Source organism: Sinorhizobium sp. (genome assembly GCF_059070375.1).
This window is the reverse complement of sequence record NZ_JCACWC010000001.1, coordinates 738,551-753,846: the sequence shown is the minus strand read 5'-3', so window position 1 is coordinate 753,846 and position 15,296 is coordinate 738,551. Positions and strand designations below refer to the sequence as shown.

The 15,296-nt window shown below is 63.2% G+C and carries 14 protein-coding genes; 10 read left to right on the top strand and 4 right to left on the bottom strand.

The window, feature by feature from the left end; all coding sequences use genetic code 11:
• Window positions 1–29 precede the first annotated feature (29 nt).
• Entirely contained in the window at window positions 30–296 is a 267-nt protein-coding gene (locus AC5J09_RS03715) for a DUF2277 domain-containing protein (protein ID WP_014528166.1), read from the bottom strand.
• A 104-nt stretch (window positions 297–400) separates the two neighbouring features.
• A complete protein-coding gene (locus AC5J09_RS03710; protein WP_275598632.1) occupies window positions 401–1,417 on the bottom strand; it encodes a LacI family DNA-binding transcriptional regulator in 1,017 nt (338 codons plus the stop codon).
• Between the two features lie 343 nt (window positions 1,418–1,760).
• Between AC5J09_RS03710 and AC5J09_RS03705 the strand changes: the two genes are divergently transcribed.
• From AC5J09_RS03705 to AC5J09_RS03660, 10 genes are all read left to right on the top strand, one after another.
• Window positions 1,761–2,852: a Gfo/Idh/MocA family protein gene (locus tag AC5J09_RS03705; RefSeq protein WP_494296909.1), complete on the top strand. Its 1,092-nt coding sequence runs from the start codon at window positions 1,761–1,763 to the stop codon at window positions 2,850–2,852.
• Between the two features lie 22 nt (window positions 2,853–2,874).
• Window positions 2,875–3,789, top strand: a complete 915-nt coding sequence (locus tag AC5J09_RS03700) for a sugar phosphate isomerase/epimerase family protein (RefSeq protein WP_102762009.1) — start codon at window positions 2,875–2,877, stop codon at window positions 3,787–3,789.
• A gap of 88 nt (window positions 3,790–3,877) precedes the next feature.
• Entirely contained in the window at window positions 3,878–5,059 is a 1,182-nt protein-coding gene (locus AC5J09_RS03695) for an aldose 1-epimerase family protein (protein ID WP_494296908.1), read from the top strand.
• The gene (locus AC5J09_RS03690) at window positions 5,056–5,850 is read left to right on the top strand and encodes an SDR family NAD(P)-dependent oxidoreductase (protein ID WP_494296907.1); all 795 of its coding nucleotides are present in this window, start codon (window positions 5,056–5,058) and stop codon (window positions 5,848–5,850) included. Before AC5J09_RS03695 ends, AC5J09_RS03690 begins: the two co-directional genes overlap by 4 nt.
• 28 nt (window positions 5,851–5,878) lie before the next feature.
• Entirely contained in the window at window positions 5,879–7,072 is a 1,194-nt protein-coding gene (locus AC5J09_RS03685) for a CaiB/BaiF CoA transferase family protein (RefSeq protein WP_494296906.1), read from the top strand.
• A 2-nt stretch (window positions 7,073–7,074) separates the two neighbouring features.
• The gene (locus AC5J09_RS03680) at window positions 7,075–8,223 is read left to right on the top strand and encodes a carbohydrate ABC transporter substrate-binding protein (protein WP_494296905.1); all 1,149 of its coding nucleotides are present in this window, start codon (window positions 7,075–7,077) and stop codon (window positions 8,221–8,223) included.
• Between the two features lie 4 nt (window positions 8,224–8,227).
• Window positions 8,228–8,998, top strand: coding sequence for an enoyl-CoA hydratase/isomerase family protein (locus AC5J09_RS03675; RefSeq protein ID WP_494296904.1), 771 nt, complete (start codon window positions 8,228–8,230; stop codon window positions 8,996–8,998).
• Complete coding sequence (locus AC5J09_RS03670; RefSeq protein ID WP_440853059.1) at window positions 8,998–9,960, top strand: ABC transporter permease; 963 nt, start codon at window positions 8,998–9,000, stop codon at window positions 9,958–9,960. Before AC5J09_RS03675 ends, AC5J09_RS03670 begins: the two co-directional genes overlap by 1 nt.
• Before the next feature lie 22 nt (window positions 9,961–9,982).
• The gene (locus tag AC5J09_RS03665; RefSeq protein WP_275598641.1) at window positions 9,983–10,957 is read left to right on the top strand and encodes a sugar ABC transporter substrate-binding protein; all 975 of its coding nucleotides are present in this window, start codon (window positions 9,983–9,985) and stop codon (window positions 10,955–10,957) included.
• Window positions 10,944–12,497: a sugar ABC transporter ATP-binding protein gene (locus tag AC5J09_RS03660; protein WP_494296903.1), complete on the top strand. Its 1,554-nt coding sequence runs from the start codon at window positions 10,944–10,946 to the stop codon at window positions 12,495–12,497. The genes AC5J09_RS03665 and AC5J09_RS03660 overlap by 14 nt, the downstream gene beginning before the upstream one ends.
• 252 nt (window positions 12,498–12,749) lie before the next feature.
• Here the strand turns inward: AC5J09_RS03660 and AC5J09_RS03655 are convergent, their stop codons facing one another.
• Both AC5J09_RS03655 and AC5J09_RS03650 read right to left on the bottom strand, forming a co-directional pair.
• Entirely contained in the window at window positions 12,750–13,997 is a 1,248-nt protein-coding gene (locus AC5J09_RS03655; RefSeq protein WP_494296902.1) for an enolase C-terminal domain-like protein, read from the bottom strand.
• A gap of 90 nt (window positions 13,998–14,087) precedes the next feature.
• Window positions 14,088–15,284 carry an AGE family epimerase/isomerase gene (locus AC5J09_RS03650; RefSeq protein WP_494296901.1) on the bottom strand — a complete coding sequence of 399 codons (1,197 nt, stop codon included), beginning with the start codon at window positions 15,282–15,284 and terminating at the stop codon, window positions 14,088–14,090.
• Between the last annotated feature and the right edge of the window lie 12 nt (window positions 15,285–15,296).

Here is a 15,296-nt window from a genome sequence, read left to right as displayed (position 1 = left end):
GCGGGGCAAGCGAGCGGTCGATCATAGGCTCAAGCGAACCGCATCGCCGATCTCTCGCGCGCCTTTGCCGCGACTTCCTCACGATTGCGCGGAGGCTGCGACGTTTCCAGCGCGTCCAGAAGTTCGCGGGCGCATGCCGCGATCGAATCGACCGCGCGCTCGAAGGCGGCTTCATTGCGTTTCGACGGCTTGGTCGTTCCGCTCAGCTTGCGCACGAACTGCAGCGCCGCGTCACGGATTTCCTCATCCGTCGCCGGCGGGTCGAAATTGAACAGGGGTTTTATGTTTCGGCACATGATTTGCTCCCGGTCATCTCTCTCCCTGTCACCAAGGGAGGCTGCCCGGTTGAAGGTAGTCACGTGAGCGCGATTTGCAACCGGTCGCGTCGGCCGCGCCGCCGTCAGGTCTCGGGTATATTTTCCCGGAAGATCACTTGCAGACGCGGCGGATGATAGTCGATTGGCTTGCCCCGCACGGCGCAGTCCAGCATCGAAAGCGCCTCGCGGGCTTCCACCCGCGGATTCTGGTCTATCACTGCGTCCATGACGCCGTTTAGCAACAGCCTCTTGCTGTGCTCGGTCAGCTCGTGACCGACGAATATGATGCTTTCGGCCTTTCCGGCCTCGGCCAAGGCCTGGCCGATACCGGAGTTACCGGCACCTATATTGTAGATGCCCGCCAGGTCCGGGTGACGCTTCAACAATGCAGCGGCTTCTTCGAAGGCGCGCTCGCGGTCATCCCGGATCTCGCGCAACTCGACGATTTCGAGGGCGGGGAACTCGTCAGCGATGATGTGACGAAAGCCCATCTCCCGTTCCTCGTGGCCTCGGTAGGAGAGAGAGCCGGCGAAGAGCGCGATCTTACCCTTCGTCTCTCGGCCGAGAAAACGTCCGAGCAGGTATCCTGCGAGCCTTCCGGCCGCGCGATTGTCGATGCCGATATAGCCGGTGCGCGGTACGTGCAGGATGTCGGATACGAGCGTTACGATCGGCACTCCCGAAGAGGCGAGTGAACGCATTGCCTCTCTGACCGTCGGATGGTCCAAGGCGATTACGCCCACGCCCATGGTCTCGCCCCTCAATTCCTGAAGGGTGCCGGCGAGCGTGTCCGGATTGAACCCTTCGATGGAGTGGACGCGCACGTCGAGATCAGGTCTGGCCGTGCCTTGGCTTTGCAATTGCCGGAGAAGGTTGGCGATGAAGGTATTGGTGCCTGCCGGCAGCACGAAGTCGAGGCGCACGCGCCCTTCCGCGGAGGCGTTGTGCGCGGCGGGGCTGAGGTAGCCCAGACGCCGGGCGGCATCCATGACGATTTCGCGCGTCCTGTGCTTGACGCCGCTGCGATTGTTAAGGACGCGATCGACGGTCGCGCTCGAAACGCCAGCCTCCCGGGCGATATCAGTCAGTGTGGATCGCAAAGCCGCCTCTTCGCCTGAAATGATGTATTTTGATGTAATCCTTCCTGGCAGAGAAACAAGAGGGAGTCGGGTCGTCGCGACAATGGGGCAGGAGAAATGCCCGGTTTTCCACTGAAATATCGATCATGCCGCAGGCCGGCACAATGGAGGGTTGGGGAGGTACATCATAAAGACTAAAAAAATGATGTAAAAAGATTGATAATGATGTTGACTTTGATGCGTATCGGAATGAGTATCCCGCTCGACTTGGTGCCGGGGAAGAATGGAACCGGACAAGTCGCCGGCCGCAATTTTGCCGCTACGGGAGTGCGGCGCCGCCGGCGAGGTGAATGGGAGGAGTTTCGTGAGCGCTGCCAATGGCTTCGTGCCTGACCCGCCGGTGCGGGTGAAAGAATACAAGATCGGCTGCATCGGAGCCGGCATGATCATGGCCGAATGTCATCTGGCCGCTTATCGGCAGGCGGGCTTTCCCGTCGCTGCGATCGCCTCACGCACGCAGGAACGGGCAGAGGCCGTCGCCGCCCGTTGGGAAATTCCCGCCGTTCATGCGACGCCTTCCGCTTTGATCGCCGATGCGAACGTCGAGATCCTCGACATTGCCTTTCCGCCGGACCAGCAGCCGGCGCTGATCCGCGAAGCACTTGCGCAGCCGCATATCAAGGCAATCCTCGCGCAGAAGCCATTGGCGCTCACGCTGGACGAAGCGAAGGCCTTGCGGGACGAGGCGGCAAGCGCCGGCAAGATACTCTCGGTCAACCAGAATATGCGCTATGACCAGTCTATGCGGGTTCTGAAGCAGATCCTCGACAGAGGCGAGCTCGGCACGGTCGTCATAGCGACCATCGAGATGCGGGCGATTCCGCACTGGCAAGGTTTCCTTGAGGAATACGACCGGCTGACCCTCGCCAATATGAGCGTGCATCACCTCGACGTGCTGCGTTTCCTGTTCGGCGAACCGGACGCGATCACGACGGTCACCCGGCCGGATCCACGCACCGAATTTGCCCATACCGACGGGATCACGGTCTCGACGCTCACCTTCCCCAACGGCGTTCTCGCCGTCTCCATGGAAGACGTCTGGTCCGGCCCGCGCGAGGAGGGGTTCGACAGCGACATCTACATCAAGTGGCGGGTCGAGGGCACGGAAGGCGTCGCGCAGGGCACGATCGGCTGGCCGGACGGCTCGCCCTCGACGCTCTCATACGCGTCGAAAAAGACGACGGATGGAAAGTGGGTCAGCCCGGAATGGGAGACCATGTGGTTCCCCCATGCCTTCATCGGGGTGATGGAACAGCTGCAATATGCGCTGAAATCCGGCGAAGCCCCGGCGCTCTCCGTGGCCGACAACGTCAAAACCGTCGCATTGGTGGAGGCGGGCTACCGCTCCATCGCCGAGGCACGAACGGTCAAGCTTTCCGAGATCTCGGTCGACTGATTGCAAGGGAGGAATTTCAATCATGATGCAAACCGGCATTTTTACGGGCTATTTCCCATACAGCCTGGAAGAGACGGCGAGAAAAATAAGAGCGCTCGACTTCAATACCGTTCAGCTCGACATGCATTTCAAGGATGTCGAGCTGTCCGCGGGCCAGATCACGCGGGAGAAGTGCATCCGGATCCGCGAGACCTTCCGCGATCATCATCTGCCGATCTCCTGCATTTCGGGCTACACCAACATCATCCATCCGGACAGGGCAGAGCGCGAGCGTCGCGTCGGTTACCTCAAGGAGATCATCCGCCACGCCCAGTATCTCGGCACGCCCTATGTCATCTCGGAAACCGGCACCTACAACACGGAGTCGGACTGGGTGCATCACCCGAGGAACAAGACCGAAGAAGGCTTCGAGGAGTGCCGCAAGGTCATCGCCGATCTTGCCCAGCACGCCTATGATCATGGTGCCGTCTTCCTCCTCGAAACCTACGTGAACAACGTCGTCGGCTCGGTCGAGGAGACCGTGAAGATGTTCGCCCAGGTGGATCACCCCGGTCTCGGTCTGCTGATGGATCCCACGAACTACTTCGAGGCGCACAACATCGGCCGCATGGACGAGATCCTGAACCAGGTCTTCGACACCCTGCAGGACAGGATCAAGATCGCCCATGCCAAGGACGTCAAGCGTTCGGGCGACGACAAGACGGAGAAGCATGCCGATATTGGTGATGAGGACGCGCTCGAAAGCCATACCTTCCGCGGCGTGGGCGAGATCGAGCTTCCGGCACCGGGCCTCGGCTCGCTGAACTACGATCTCTATCTCCAGCGGCTTTCGAAGAAGCATCCGAACATACCCGTCATCATCGAGCATCTCGACGAAAGCGATGTGCCGCGCGCCAAGAGGTTCCTCGACGGGAAGCTTCGGGCGCTCGGCCTCTGATCACCGGACCGGCCGGGCACGGGTCCGGCCGCGTCTACCAAAGGCATGAAAGGAATGCCCGAGCCGGGCATACGACAGGAACATCCACATGGTCGAACTCTACGGGAAGGCGATGTCGCGCCGCGACATCGCCGCCAGGGCCGGGTCTTTTTCGCAATTTGCCGGCGTGCGCCTGATGACGCTCGACGACGGCGTCGAGCGCGGCATCCGCATGCTGGAATTCCGCAGCGGAACGGGATTGCGCTTCACCGTGCTCGTCGACCGCGCCCTCGATATCGCCGACTGCGAATTTCGCGGCATGGCGATCGGATGGAACTCCCCGGCCGGCTTCAAGCATCCCGGCCTGCATGAATATGAAGGCGAGGGTGGTCTTTCCTGGCTGCGCTCCTTCTCGGGACTCATGGTGACCTGCGGTCTCGACCATATCCTGTTCATGGCGGACGAGCCGGGCGACACCTATGTCTACGGCCCGCGCAAGACCGTCAGCCATTCGCTGCACGGCCGGATCGGAACGATTCCTGCAAGGCTCACGGGCTATGGCGAGGAATGGAGGGGCGACGACTGCATCCTCTGGTGCGAGGGTGTCGTCACCCAGGGTACGGTGTTCGGAGAGCATCTCGACCTCGTGCGCCGCATCGAAATCAAGGCGGGCACCAACGAGATCAGGCTCACCGACCGGGTGGTCAATCGCGGCTTCTACCGCACTCCGCACATGTATTGCTACCACATCAACGTCGGTCATCCGGTCCTGGCGGAAAATTCCCGCTACCTGGCGCCCATCAAGGAGGTCGTCTGGGCCGCTCATGCCGGCGCCGACTACGAGAAGCAGGGTGTCGGCTACCATACGTTGCCGGCTCCGCAGCTCAATTTCCACGAGCAGGTCTGGCAGCACGAAATGGCCGCGGACGACGATGGCCGGGTTCCGGTTGCGCTCGTCAACGATGCGCTCGGCATCGGCTTCGAAGTCGTCACCCGCAAGGACCAGTTTCCCTGCATGTACGAATGGCAGAACCTGCAAGCCGGGCAGTATGCGCTCGGCATAGAGCCGTCGACCAATCACGTCCTCGGCCACGGTGCTGCGCGCGAGCGCGGCGAACTGATCTGGCTCGAGCATGGTGACGAACGGAGATATGACACCACCTTCCGGATCCTTCCCGATGCGGATGCGATAGCAGCCAGCGAGAGGCGGATCCGCAGCCTCGCCGAACAACCCGTCGACGCGTTTCCCCGGCCGACCGGCAATCACTTGCCCATCGGAGGACGGCGATGATTGCCGGACCTTTGACCGCCGGGGAGGTCGTCCCCGGAATGTCGATCGCCGGCAAGGTCATCCTTTATACGGGTGCGGCCGGCGGCCTGGGAGCGGAGACGACACTGAGTTTTCTCCGTGCCGGCGCACGCGTCGTGGCCATCGACAACGACGAGGCAAAGACGCGCGCGCTCGTGGATGCTTCGGAAAGGGAAGGGCTGGGCGGTCTCACGGTGCGGGCGATCGACCTCGCCGACCTGAGCGGCCTGCGCGCCGCGCTCGACCAGGCTGCTGCGAAGGCGGGCGGCTTCGATGTGGTGATCAACAATGCCGCGATCTATCCGTCGAGGCCGTTCGAAGAGTATTCGATCGAGGATTTCCAGCGCGTGCAGCGGATCAATGTCGATGCCGGCATCGTCTGCGTCCAGGCGGCCTTGCCGTATATGCGCGAGCGGGGCTGGGGCCGGATCGTCAATATCGCCAGCGTCACCCTGTCCGGCGGGTGGGCGAATCTCGCCCCTTATGTGCAGTCCAAGGGCGCCCTCGTCGGGCTGACGCGCGCCTGGGCGCGCGAATTCGGTGGCTACGGCATCACCGTCAATGCCATCTCGCCCGGCGCTTTCCCCACGGATGCCGAAAAGATCCATCCGGATCCGGAAGGCTATATGCGTTTCGTGCTCGACCACCAGGCGGTCAAACGCCGTGGTCGCCCGGCCGACATCGCTGCCGCTCTCACCTTCCTGATCTCCGACTCTGCGGGCTTCATCACCGGCCAGACCCTGAACGTCGACGGCGGCTGGGTGATGCACTGACCGCTTGAATACATAAGGAACTGAACGAATGGGAATTCTCAGCGGATTTCGCGTCCTCGATTGCTCGATCGCCATGGCGGGTCCGTTTGCGGCACAGCGTCTCGGCGACCTCGGCGCCGACGTGATCAAGGTCGAGCCCGTGACGGGCGAGTGGCAGCGCCACGTCGCCGCGGGGGGAGCCGGAGGCAACAGGGTCAACGTCTCCTTCCTGTCGCTCAATCGCAACAAGCGCTCGCTCGCCGTCGACCTGAAGTCGCCGGAGGGCAAAGAGGTTCTTCTCGACCTGGTGAAGACGGCCGACATCTTCCTGCAGAACTACCGTCCGGGCGTCGCGAAACGTCTCGGCGTCGATTACGACACGCTCTCCCGCATCAATCCGCGCCTCGTCTATGTGTCGATGTCGGGATATGGCGAAGATGGACCCTATATCGATCGGCCCGGACAGGATCTCGTTCTCCAGGGCATGTCCGGCGCAATGCTTTCGGCGGGACGCGAAGGCGAGGCGCCGACGGCGGCGGGGCAATATCTGGTCGACGCCATCACCGCCTACAACGCATTCGAAGGCGCCCTGGCAGCTCTCTTTCACCGGGAGCGGACCGGCGAGGGACAGCTCGTGCAGGTCAATATGCTGGATGCGATCACCACGATCCAGATGCAGGAGCTCTCTGTCTTCACGATCGGCCAGAAACCGCAGAAGCGCTCGGCCGAGCCGCACGCCCATGTCTACATCCGCGCACCCTACGGCGCTTTCGCCACCAGCGATGGTTTCATCATCGTCGCGTTTCCCAAGCTCAAGACCTTGGGAGAGGTGATCGGCGAGGAAAGCTTCCTGACCATGGACGACGAAGTCGACACCTGGACCAGGCGGGACGAGATCTTCGCCAAGACACGCGAGAAGCTGAAGACGAAAAGTTCCGAGGAGTGGCTGGCACGGCTTCGTGCGGCAGACATCTGGTGCGGCCCGGTCTATGGCTATGCGGACCTCGTCGAGGACGCGCAGATCAGGCACAACGGTACCTTCGTCGAATATGACCATCCGACCGAAGGCCGCGTCAAGACGCCCGGGTTTCCGATCAGGTTCTCCAAGACCCCCTCGACCGTCGACCGCGGGGCGCCGGTCGTCGGTCAGCATACACGCGAGATATTGAAGGACGCGGGCTATGACGAGGCTCGCATCGCCGCACTCGAAGCCGCCGGTGCCATTGCCGTCGAGGACGTCTGACGATGCAACGGCTGAAGGCTCTGACATGGGATCATCCACGCGGCTACAACGCGCTTGCGGCTGCCGCCGCGCGCCCTGAACTTGCAGAATGGGGGCTCGCCATAGATTGGGAGAAGCAGCCGCTCGAAGGCTTCGAATCCCATCCGATCGCCGATCTTTGCGCGCGCTACGATCTCGTGGTTCTCGATCATCCGCACGTCGGGGAAGCTCTGGCCGGAAATTGCCTGCGGTCTCTCGAGGACGTGTTCGGCGATGCGACCGTCCAGGCGCTCGAGGCGGCGAGCATCGGTCCCTCCTTGCGGAGTTACCGATTCGGCGGCGCTCACTGGGCGCTGCCGCTCGATGCGGCCACGCAGGTGATGGCCGCGCGGGCCGATCTTCTCGAGGCACCGGTGCCCGAGCTTTGGGACGAGGTCGTGGCGCTCTCCCGGACCACCGGCAAGGTGGCGCTGTCGCTCGCCGGTCCGCACGCGGCGCTCTCGTTCCTCTCGATAGCCGCGGCCTTCGGCGACCCTCCGGCGGAGACGGATCCGGAGGTCCTCGTCTCCCGGCACGTCGGGCGCCCGGTTTACGAACTGATGCGCGATCTCGCAAACCGCAGTCCGCGGTCTGTGCGCGACCGGAACCCGATCGGGATCCTCGATCACATGGCGTCGAACGACGACGTCGTGCTCTGCCCGCTGGTCTACGGTTACGTGAACTACGCCGCGCCGCAGACGGGGCATCAGGTCGCCTTCCACGACGCGCCGCGCCGCATCCCCGGCGGGCGGCTGGGTTCGACGCTCGGCGGTACGGGAATCGGCATCTCGCGGCGCTGCGAAATCACGCCGGCTCTCAAGCGACACCTGCTGTGGCTGATGAGCCGCGAGGCCCAGGTCGATTTCATCCCTGCCCATGACGGCCAGCCGTCTCGGCGCGAGGCCTGGCATGATTCACGCGTCAACGCCCGCTGGGGCGGATTCTACGAAAACACGGCCGATACGCTGGAGCAGGCCTATGTGCGCCCGCGCCACGACGGCTACATCGCCTTCCAGGGCAAGGCCTCGGCGCTTCTGCGGCAGGCCTTCGAGGACAAGGCGCCGGCCGACGGCGTGCTCGAAAGCTTGCAGGCCCTCTATGCAAGCCATCGCAAAGCCGGTGGCGAAAGGTAGGTAAATGACCGACGACGTTCTCTATGCCGTGGACGGTGCAATCGCCACGATAACCCTCAACCGGCCCCAAAAGCTCAATGCCGTGACGCCGGAAATGGCCGATGCGATCGTCGAGGCCGTGAAGGAAAGCAACGACAGCGACCGCATTCGCTGCGTCATCCTTACCGGCGCCGGTGATCGAGCCTTCTGCGCCGGCTCCGATATCCGCGAGCTCGACACCTACCGGACGCCCTGGCAGTTCCGCAATCGGCCCGACTATTGCGATGCGTTCCGCGCGCTTCTCAAGCCGACGATCTGCGCGGTGAACGGCTATGCCTTCGGTGGCGGCCTGGAAACGGCCATGTCCTGCGACATCCGGATCGCCTCGGAAAACGCGCAGTTCGCGGCGCCGGAGATCAAGCTCGGATGGATCGGCGGCGGCGGCATGGCGGCACATCTGATGCATTCCATCGGCGCCTCGAATGCCGCGCTCATGCTGATGACGGGCGACCCGATATCGGCGGACAAGGCGCTTGCCTGGGGGCTGGTCAGCGAGGTCGTTCCCCAGACCGACCTGTTGGAACGTGCCCGCGCGATCGCCGAAATCATCGCCTCGCGGGCACCGATCGCGGCGGAAACGGCGAAGGCCAACCTCAAGGCGGCGGTTACGATGCCGCTCGACAAGGCTATCGAATACGAACGCGATCTGCAGACGATCTGCTTTGCGACTGCGGACGCGGCCGAGGGCCGGGCGGCCTTCAAGGAGAAGCGCGCCCCCAATTTCGAAAGGCGGTGATGACCATGCAGTCAGCATTGACCTTCGCACGAGGACTGGGCCGGCATCGCGAAGCATCGGTGCTTGCCATGCTCGCCGTCGTGGCGCTCTATCTGACATTCGCCAGCGATTATTTCCTGGAACCGCGCAACCTGCTGAACGTCGGCCGCCAGGCCTCGGTCGTGGCGATCGTCGCCTTGGGGCAGGCCCTGGTCATCATCGCCCGCGGGATCGATCTTTCCGTGGGTTCGGTCATCGGTCTTTCCGCTGTCGTCGCAGCCGTGCTGATGCGCGACACCGGCAGCGAGACCGTCGGCCTCCTCGGCGGCCTTCTGACCGGACTCGCCTGCGGTCTTGCCAACGGACTTCTTTACACGCGGCTGAAAATCAATCCTTTCATCGCCACGCTCGGCACGCTCTCGATCGCGCGCGGGATCGCGCTCCTCATGACCGGCGGCATCCCTGTATCGTTTGGCGGCTTTGCCGAGTTCGTCGGTGCGGGGCGCATCTTCGACATACCCGTGTCCTTCCTGCTGATGATCGTGCTCGCCATGATCGTCCATGTATTCGCCAGCCGGACCGTCACAGGCCGGGAAATCTATGCGATCGGCGACAATCCCAAGGCCTCCCGTCTTGCCGGCGTGAACCTGCGCTCGACCCGGCTGTTCGTCTTCGCGCTGTGCGGCCTGCTGGCAGGGCTCGGCGGGCTCATCCTCGCGGGCAACCTGGCGAGCGCCGACCCGAATCTCGGCATGGGATACGAGCTGGACGTCATCGCCGCCGTGATCCTCGGCGGCACCGCATTGAGCGGCGGCCGCGGTTCGATCCTCGGCGTGGTCATCGGCGCCTTGCTCATGGCGCTGCTCAACAACGCTTTTGTGCTCCTCGGCATCTCTGCCTACTGGCAGGTCGTCACCAAGGGGCTCGTCATCATCTTCGCCGTCGGGCTGGACGGGCTGCAGCGCGGCGGCGACGACGACTGATCATTTATCGGAGGAGACAAGCATGTTGCTCAAGAGACTTAAAACCATGGCCTTTGCCGCTGCGGCCGTTGCGGCGGTCACATTGCCTTCGCTGGCGGGCGAAGCACCGCAGGGCGGCACCGTCGCCGCGGTGGAAAACACCAAGGGGCCGGTGAGGATCGCGTTCCTGTCGTTTCAGAACAATCCGTTCTGGACCCCGGTCACGGAAGGGGCGAGGGCGGCGAACGACTATCTGTCGAAATACGACGCCAAGGTCGATTTCGTCGATCTCGGGGACGAGCTCTCCGCCGAGGCGGTCGTCGCCGGCATCGAGGGCGCACTCGCCAAGAAATATGACGGCATCGTCGTGGTGCCGATCTTCGACGGCACGGCGCGCATTATCAACGAAGCCACGGAAGAGGGCGTGCCGGTCTTCAACATCATTGCGGAAGGTGCGACGGAATCGCAGCGCCTTGCCTTCATCGGCCAGGATGCGACCTCGGCCGGCAAGCAGATCGGCGAATTCATCGCCAAGAAGATGAACGGAAAGGGCAAGCTCGGCGTCATCACCGGCTATTTCGGCGCCACCCAGCACACGCAGCGCATGAACGGCGCGCTGGAATATCTGAAGGCGAACTCCCCGGACATTCAGATCGTCGGTCCTTTCGAGAACAAGGACAAGGCGGAGTCGGCCTATTCGCTCGTTCAGGACATGATGACCGCCAATCCGGATCTCTCGATGGTCTACGTGACCGCCGGCGGGCCGTTCGGTGCGGCAAAGGCCGTCAAGGATCTCAACCTGACCGGCAAGGTCGGCGTCGTCGGCTTCGACCATACGCCCGACAATATCCAGTACCTGAAAACCGGTGAGATGGTCGGCCTGCTCGACCAGGCGCCGTACCAGCAGGCGCTCGATTCGAGCGTTATGCTCTACAACTATATCGTCGCCGGCCAGGAGCCGCCCGCAAAGGTCATCCCGGTGACCGGAAAGCTGCTGACGCCCGATGACGCCAAGTAACAGCCCGCGCGCGGCGGCTACGCCCGGCGCAGAAGCCGCGCGCGCCGTCTCCGTGCCGCTCCTTCGCGCGCGCCGGATTGCCAAGAGTTTCTCGGGCAATTCCGTACTTCACTCGGTCGACCTCGACCTGAGGGCGGGTGAGATCGTGGGCCTGCTCGGTGAAAACGGCGCCGGCAAATCGACGCTGATGCATATCCTCTCCGGCGGCCTTCAGGCCGACGGCGGCACGATCGAAATGGACGGCCTGTCGGTCCGTTTCGGTTCGGTGTCGGAAGGCATCGAAGCGGGCGTCAGCTTCGTTCATCAGGAACTGTCGGTCGTCGGCGCGCTGAGCGTCGCCGAGAACCTGCATCTCGGTCGGATGCCGCGGACCGGTATGGGCCTCGTCGATATCGACTTGATGCAGCACGCGTCCCGTGCCCTGCTTCAAAGGGTCGGTGCCGGTCACATCCAGCCGGACCGGGAAGCAGGGACCCTGCGGGCGGGTGAACAGCAGCTGGTCGAGATCGCCAAGGCGGCGGCAAGAAAGCCACGGCTGCTGATCCTCGACGAGCCGACGTCATCCCTGACGCCGCACGAGGTCGCCGGGTTCTTCTCCTATGTCCGCGAGGCGCGGGAGGCAGGAGCGGCCATCATCTTCATCACGCATCGCCTCGAGGAGGCGATGGCCCTTTGCGACCGTGTCGTCGTGCTGCGGAACGGGGCGATCGTCAGCGAGCGACGCCCCGGCGAAACGAGCCGCGAGCAGCTGATCAAGGACATGACGGGGAAGCCCGCCATCTACCAGTACAGGCAGCGTTCCCTTGCAAGCGGGACGCCTGCGCTGTCGGTCGCGGGATTGTCGGACGATCGTCTGCTGGACGACATCAGCCTCGACATTCGCAAAGGCGAAATCTTCGGCCTGTTCGGTCTCGTCGGTGCCGGCCGCACCGAGCTGCTGGAGCTTATACACGGGGTGCACCGGCCAAAGGCCGGCGACATCTCGCTGTTCGGAGAAAAGGTGGCCTTCGCCGACCCGAGCGAGGCGGTGAAGGCGGGGATTGCGCTCGTGCCGGAAGGCCGCAAGACGGCAGGCATCCTGCCGCAGCATTCGGTGCGCGACAATGCCGCGATCAGCAGCCTGCGCCGTTTTTCGAAGGGCCTGTTCTCCGATCGGGCAGGAGAGGCCGGGCGTATGGCGTTCTATCGCGAAACGCTCGGCATTCGCATGGTTCGCGACACGCAACCGATCTCGACGCTTTCGGGCGGCAATCAGCAGAAGGCGATCTTCGCCCGCGCCCTGATGGCCGAACCGCGATTGTTGCTCCTGGACGAGCCCACGCACGGAGTGGATGTCGGCGCGAAGTCCGAGCTCTACGACATCGTCGCCCGGGAAGCGGAAAAGGGGCTGACCGTCCTCATCGCTTCGTCGGAGGTGCCGGAGATCCTGGCGCTGTGTGATCGCGTCGCCGTTCTCTCCAAGGGACGGCTCGCCGGCGTCGTCGACCGAGCCGACATGACGGAAGACCGAATTTTGACCATGGCATTCATGGAGCACTGAACAGTGGGTATCGGCTTTTGCGCTGCCCCAGGTCCGAGTTTTAAAGCCTGAGCCTTCGGCCAATATCCGGCTGCTCTCGCAGATATGCCACCTTTCAGAGTTGGAACAGTTTCCAGCTCCAAGCGGTCGGCCCTCAGGTGAGACACATCGCAATTCTCTTCCGTTTGCCCCGGTTACTAGAATGACGACGATCAGGTCTCGGCAGGATGGGTTCCATTTCGGTGAGGTTGCGAATAGGTCCCGGGTGCAGCCTCAGTAATCGACGGCGCGATCGTCGTTGGGATCCGCCCATCGGGTGTTCGGGACGACGGAAAACCAGCCGGGGCGGGAGGGATCGCGGTCGTAGGGATAGCCGCCGAGCGTCTTATGAAGGTCGGCGTACTGCCCGAGCTTGTCGCGATCGAGCTCGACCCCGAGACCGGGCGCCGTCGGTACCTTGATGGCACCGTTCTCGTAGCGCATCGGGCCGCCGACGATGATATCGTCGGTCAGCTGGTGATAATGCGCATCTGCGTGGAAGACGAGGTTCGGGAGAACCGCGCCGAGATGCAGCATCGTGGCGAGCTGAATGCCGAGTTCGCCCGATGAATGCACCGCGATGCCAAGCTGGAAGGCCTCGCAGACGCCCGCCGCCTTCACGCAGGGGCGGATGCCGCCCCAGAAGGTGGTGTCGAGCAGGATCACGTCCACGGCGGGACTGAGGATATTGGCGGCGAGCTGCTCGAAATTCACCACGACGGTATTGGTGGCGAGCGGCATGGTCGTGTTCTCGCGGACGCGCCGCATGCCGTTCAACCCCCAGGTGGGGTCCTCGTAGTAATCGTTGTTGAGATCCTCGATGCCCTTAGCGAAGCGGATCGCCTCCTCGACGCTGAACGCCGCGTTCGGGTCGTAGCGGACGCTGTCGGGACCGAGGGCCTTCGCCCATGCGCGAAAGACCTCCAGCTCGTAATCCGGCGCGAAGACGCCGCTCTTCAGCTTGTGCGAGGTGAATCCGCACTTCTTTTTCAGCGCCAGCGTCTGCTCGATGAGCTGATCGGCCGTGCGCGTCTCGCCTTCGCCGGTGTCCTTGTTGGGAAGGCGGAAAAACATGTAGCTGGCAAAAGGAACCGCATCGCGCATCTTCCCGCCGAGGAGATCGCAGATCGGCACGCCGAGAAATTTGCCCATGATGTCGAGACAGGCGAACTCGATGGCGGCATGCATCTGGGTGCGGTTGTTGTAGAGGCTGGCGGTCGGGTTGCAGATCATGAAGCGGAGATTTTCCAGCTCGAAGGGATCGTGGCCGACCAGATAGGGCTTCAACGCCCGGAACGCCGCCTCGGCGCTCTCTCCGCCTCCGCCCATTTCGCCGAGACCGACGATGCCAACATCGGTTTCCACCTCGACGATCGTACGGACGAACCGCCCCCAATGTGCGCCATTGGAATGACGCAGCGGCGCCTCCAGCGGAACGGTGACGGTGGTCGCGCGGATATCGGTGATCCTGGGTCGCTTCATGGGAGGCTCCAATGCAGGCTGTCGGGTGCGGAGGTTAAGGTGCGGGGCGCCGGCCGTGTCCGTCGGCGCTGGCCGGAAACGGTCGCCCTGCTATTGCGCCTCCGCCAGCACGCGCAGGATTTCGTAGCAGGCACCGAATGGATGGTAGTCGGTCTTGCCTGGAGGGCTCTTGATGTCGCTCTGCTTCACGCCGTCGGGCGAGAGAATGCGGAACCAGCAGCCATATTCGTGATCGATCAGGTGCCGCCAGCTGTAGCGCCAGAGCCTGTCGTAATCCTGCCAGTAGCGCTCCCGTCCGGTGCGTGCGGCGAGCGCGGCCGCGGCCGCAATCGTTTCGCAATGGACCCAATGATATTTGTCGAGGTCATGGAGCTTGCCGTCGGGGCCGTAGCTGTAATGCATGCCGCCGAATTCGAGATCGGCGCTCTTTGCCAAGGCCGTCTCGTAGAGAAGGAGGGCTTTCGGCAGGATCCAGTCCTGCGGGCGATAGCGCTCGAGGATCAGGAGCAGCTTGGTCCATTCCGTCATGTGGCCAGGCTGGTAGCCGTAGGGCCGGAAGAGGTGCTTCGGATCGTCCTTGTTGTAATCCCAGTCGATCGACCAGTCCTCGCGATAGTGCTCCCAGACCACGTCCTGAGCGTTGGCGGCAAGCTCGACGCAGATGCGCCGGGCGAGGGTTTCGGCGCGGTCCAGGTAACGCACCTCGCCGGTCGCCTCATAGGCGGCCAGCATCGCCTCGGTCATGTGCATGTTGGCGTTCTGTCCCCGATAGGGCGAAGTCGCCCCCCAGTCGCGGCTGATTTCGTCCTTGTAGAGTTCGCGGTCCGGCTCCCAGAAGCGGCTTTCGAGAAGTTCCCAGGTCTGCGAAACCCGGGCATCCATACCGGGAATTCCGGCCTTCATGGCTGTCGCATAAGCGAGCAAGACGAAGGCGTGGCCGTAGCAATGCTTCGTCGCATCCACCGCATCGCGGCCGCGCATCAGCCAGAAATAGCCGCCATGCTTCGGATCGCGATGAACCTCGTCGAGATACCTTACGCCATGGGCGGCCGCTTCCGCGAAGTCCGGGCGCTCGAAGAGCACCGCGGCGGTGGCATAGTTGAAGATGAAGCGCGTGGTGGAGACGAGATGCTGGGTCTTCCGGTCGGTGATGAAACCGTCGTCGCGGTATTCGTTGTAATAGCCTCCGTCTTCCTCGTTGAGGCAGATCGGATGGTAGAAATCCATGATCTCGCGCATATGGGCGCGCAGGAAGTCTTTCGAGCGGAAATCGGGAAGCGGTTTCATGACGGACCTCCG

Excerpts from the sequence above, each read along its gene's own strand:
- AC5J09_RS03680 (WP_494296905.1), top strand. The coding sequence starts at position 7,075 with ATGCAACGGCTGAAGGCTCTGACATGGGATCATCCACGCGGCTACAAC.
- AC5J09_RS03690 (WP_494296907.1), top strand. The coding sequence starts at position 5,056 with ATGATTGCCGGACCTTTGACCGCCGGGGAGGTCGTCCCCGGAATGTCG.
- AC5J09_RS03695 (WP_494296908.1), top strand. The coding sequence starts at position 3,878 with ATGGTCGAACTCTACGGGAAGGCGATGTCGCGCCGCGACATCGCCGCC.
- AC5J09_RS03700 (WP_102762009.1), top strand. The coding sequence starts at position 2,875 with ATGATGCAAACCGGCATTTTTACGGGCTATTTCCCATACAGCCTGGAA.
- AC5J09_RS03650 (WP_494296901.1), bottom strand. The coding sequence starts at position 15,284 with ATGAAACCGCTTCCCGATTTCCGCTCGAAAGACTTCCTGCGCGCCCAT.
- AC5J09_RS03685 (WP_494296906.1), top strand. The coding sequence starts at position 5,879 with ATGGGAATTCTCAGCGGATTTCGCGTCCTCGATTGCTCGATCGCCATG.
- AC5J09_RS03715 (WP_014528166.1), bottom strand. The coding sequence starts at position 296 with ATGTGCCGAAACATAAAACCCCTGTTCAATTTCGACCCGCCGGCGACG.
- AC5J09_RS03665 (WP_275598641.1), top strand. The coding sequence starts at position 9,983 with ATGTTGCTCAAGAGACTTAAAACCATGGCCTTTGCCGCTGCGGCCGTT.
- AC5J09_RS03655 (WP_494296902.1), bottom strand. The coding sequence starts at position 13,997 with ATGAAGCGACCCAGGATCACCGATATCCGCGCGACCACCGTCACCGTT.
- AC5J09_RS03660 (WP_494296903.1), top strand. The coding sequence starts at position 10,944 with ATGACGCCAAGTAACAGCCCGCGCGCGGCGGCTACGCCCGGCGCAGAA.
- AC5J09_RS03670 (WP_440853059.1), top strand. The coding sequence starts at position 8,998 with ATGACCATGCAGTCAGCATTGACCTTCGCACGAGGACTGGGCCGGCAT.
- AC5J09_RS03675 (WP_494296904.1), top strand. The coding sequence starts at position 8,228 with ATGACCGACGACGTTCTCTATGCCGTGGACGGTGCAATCGCCACGATA.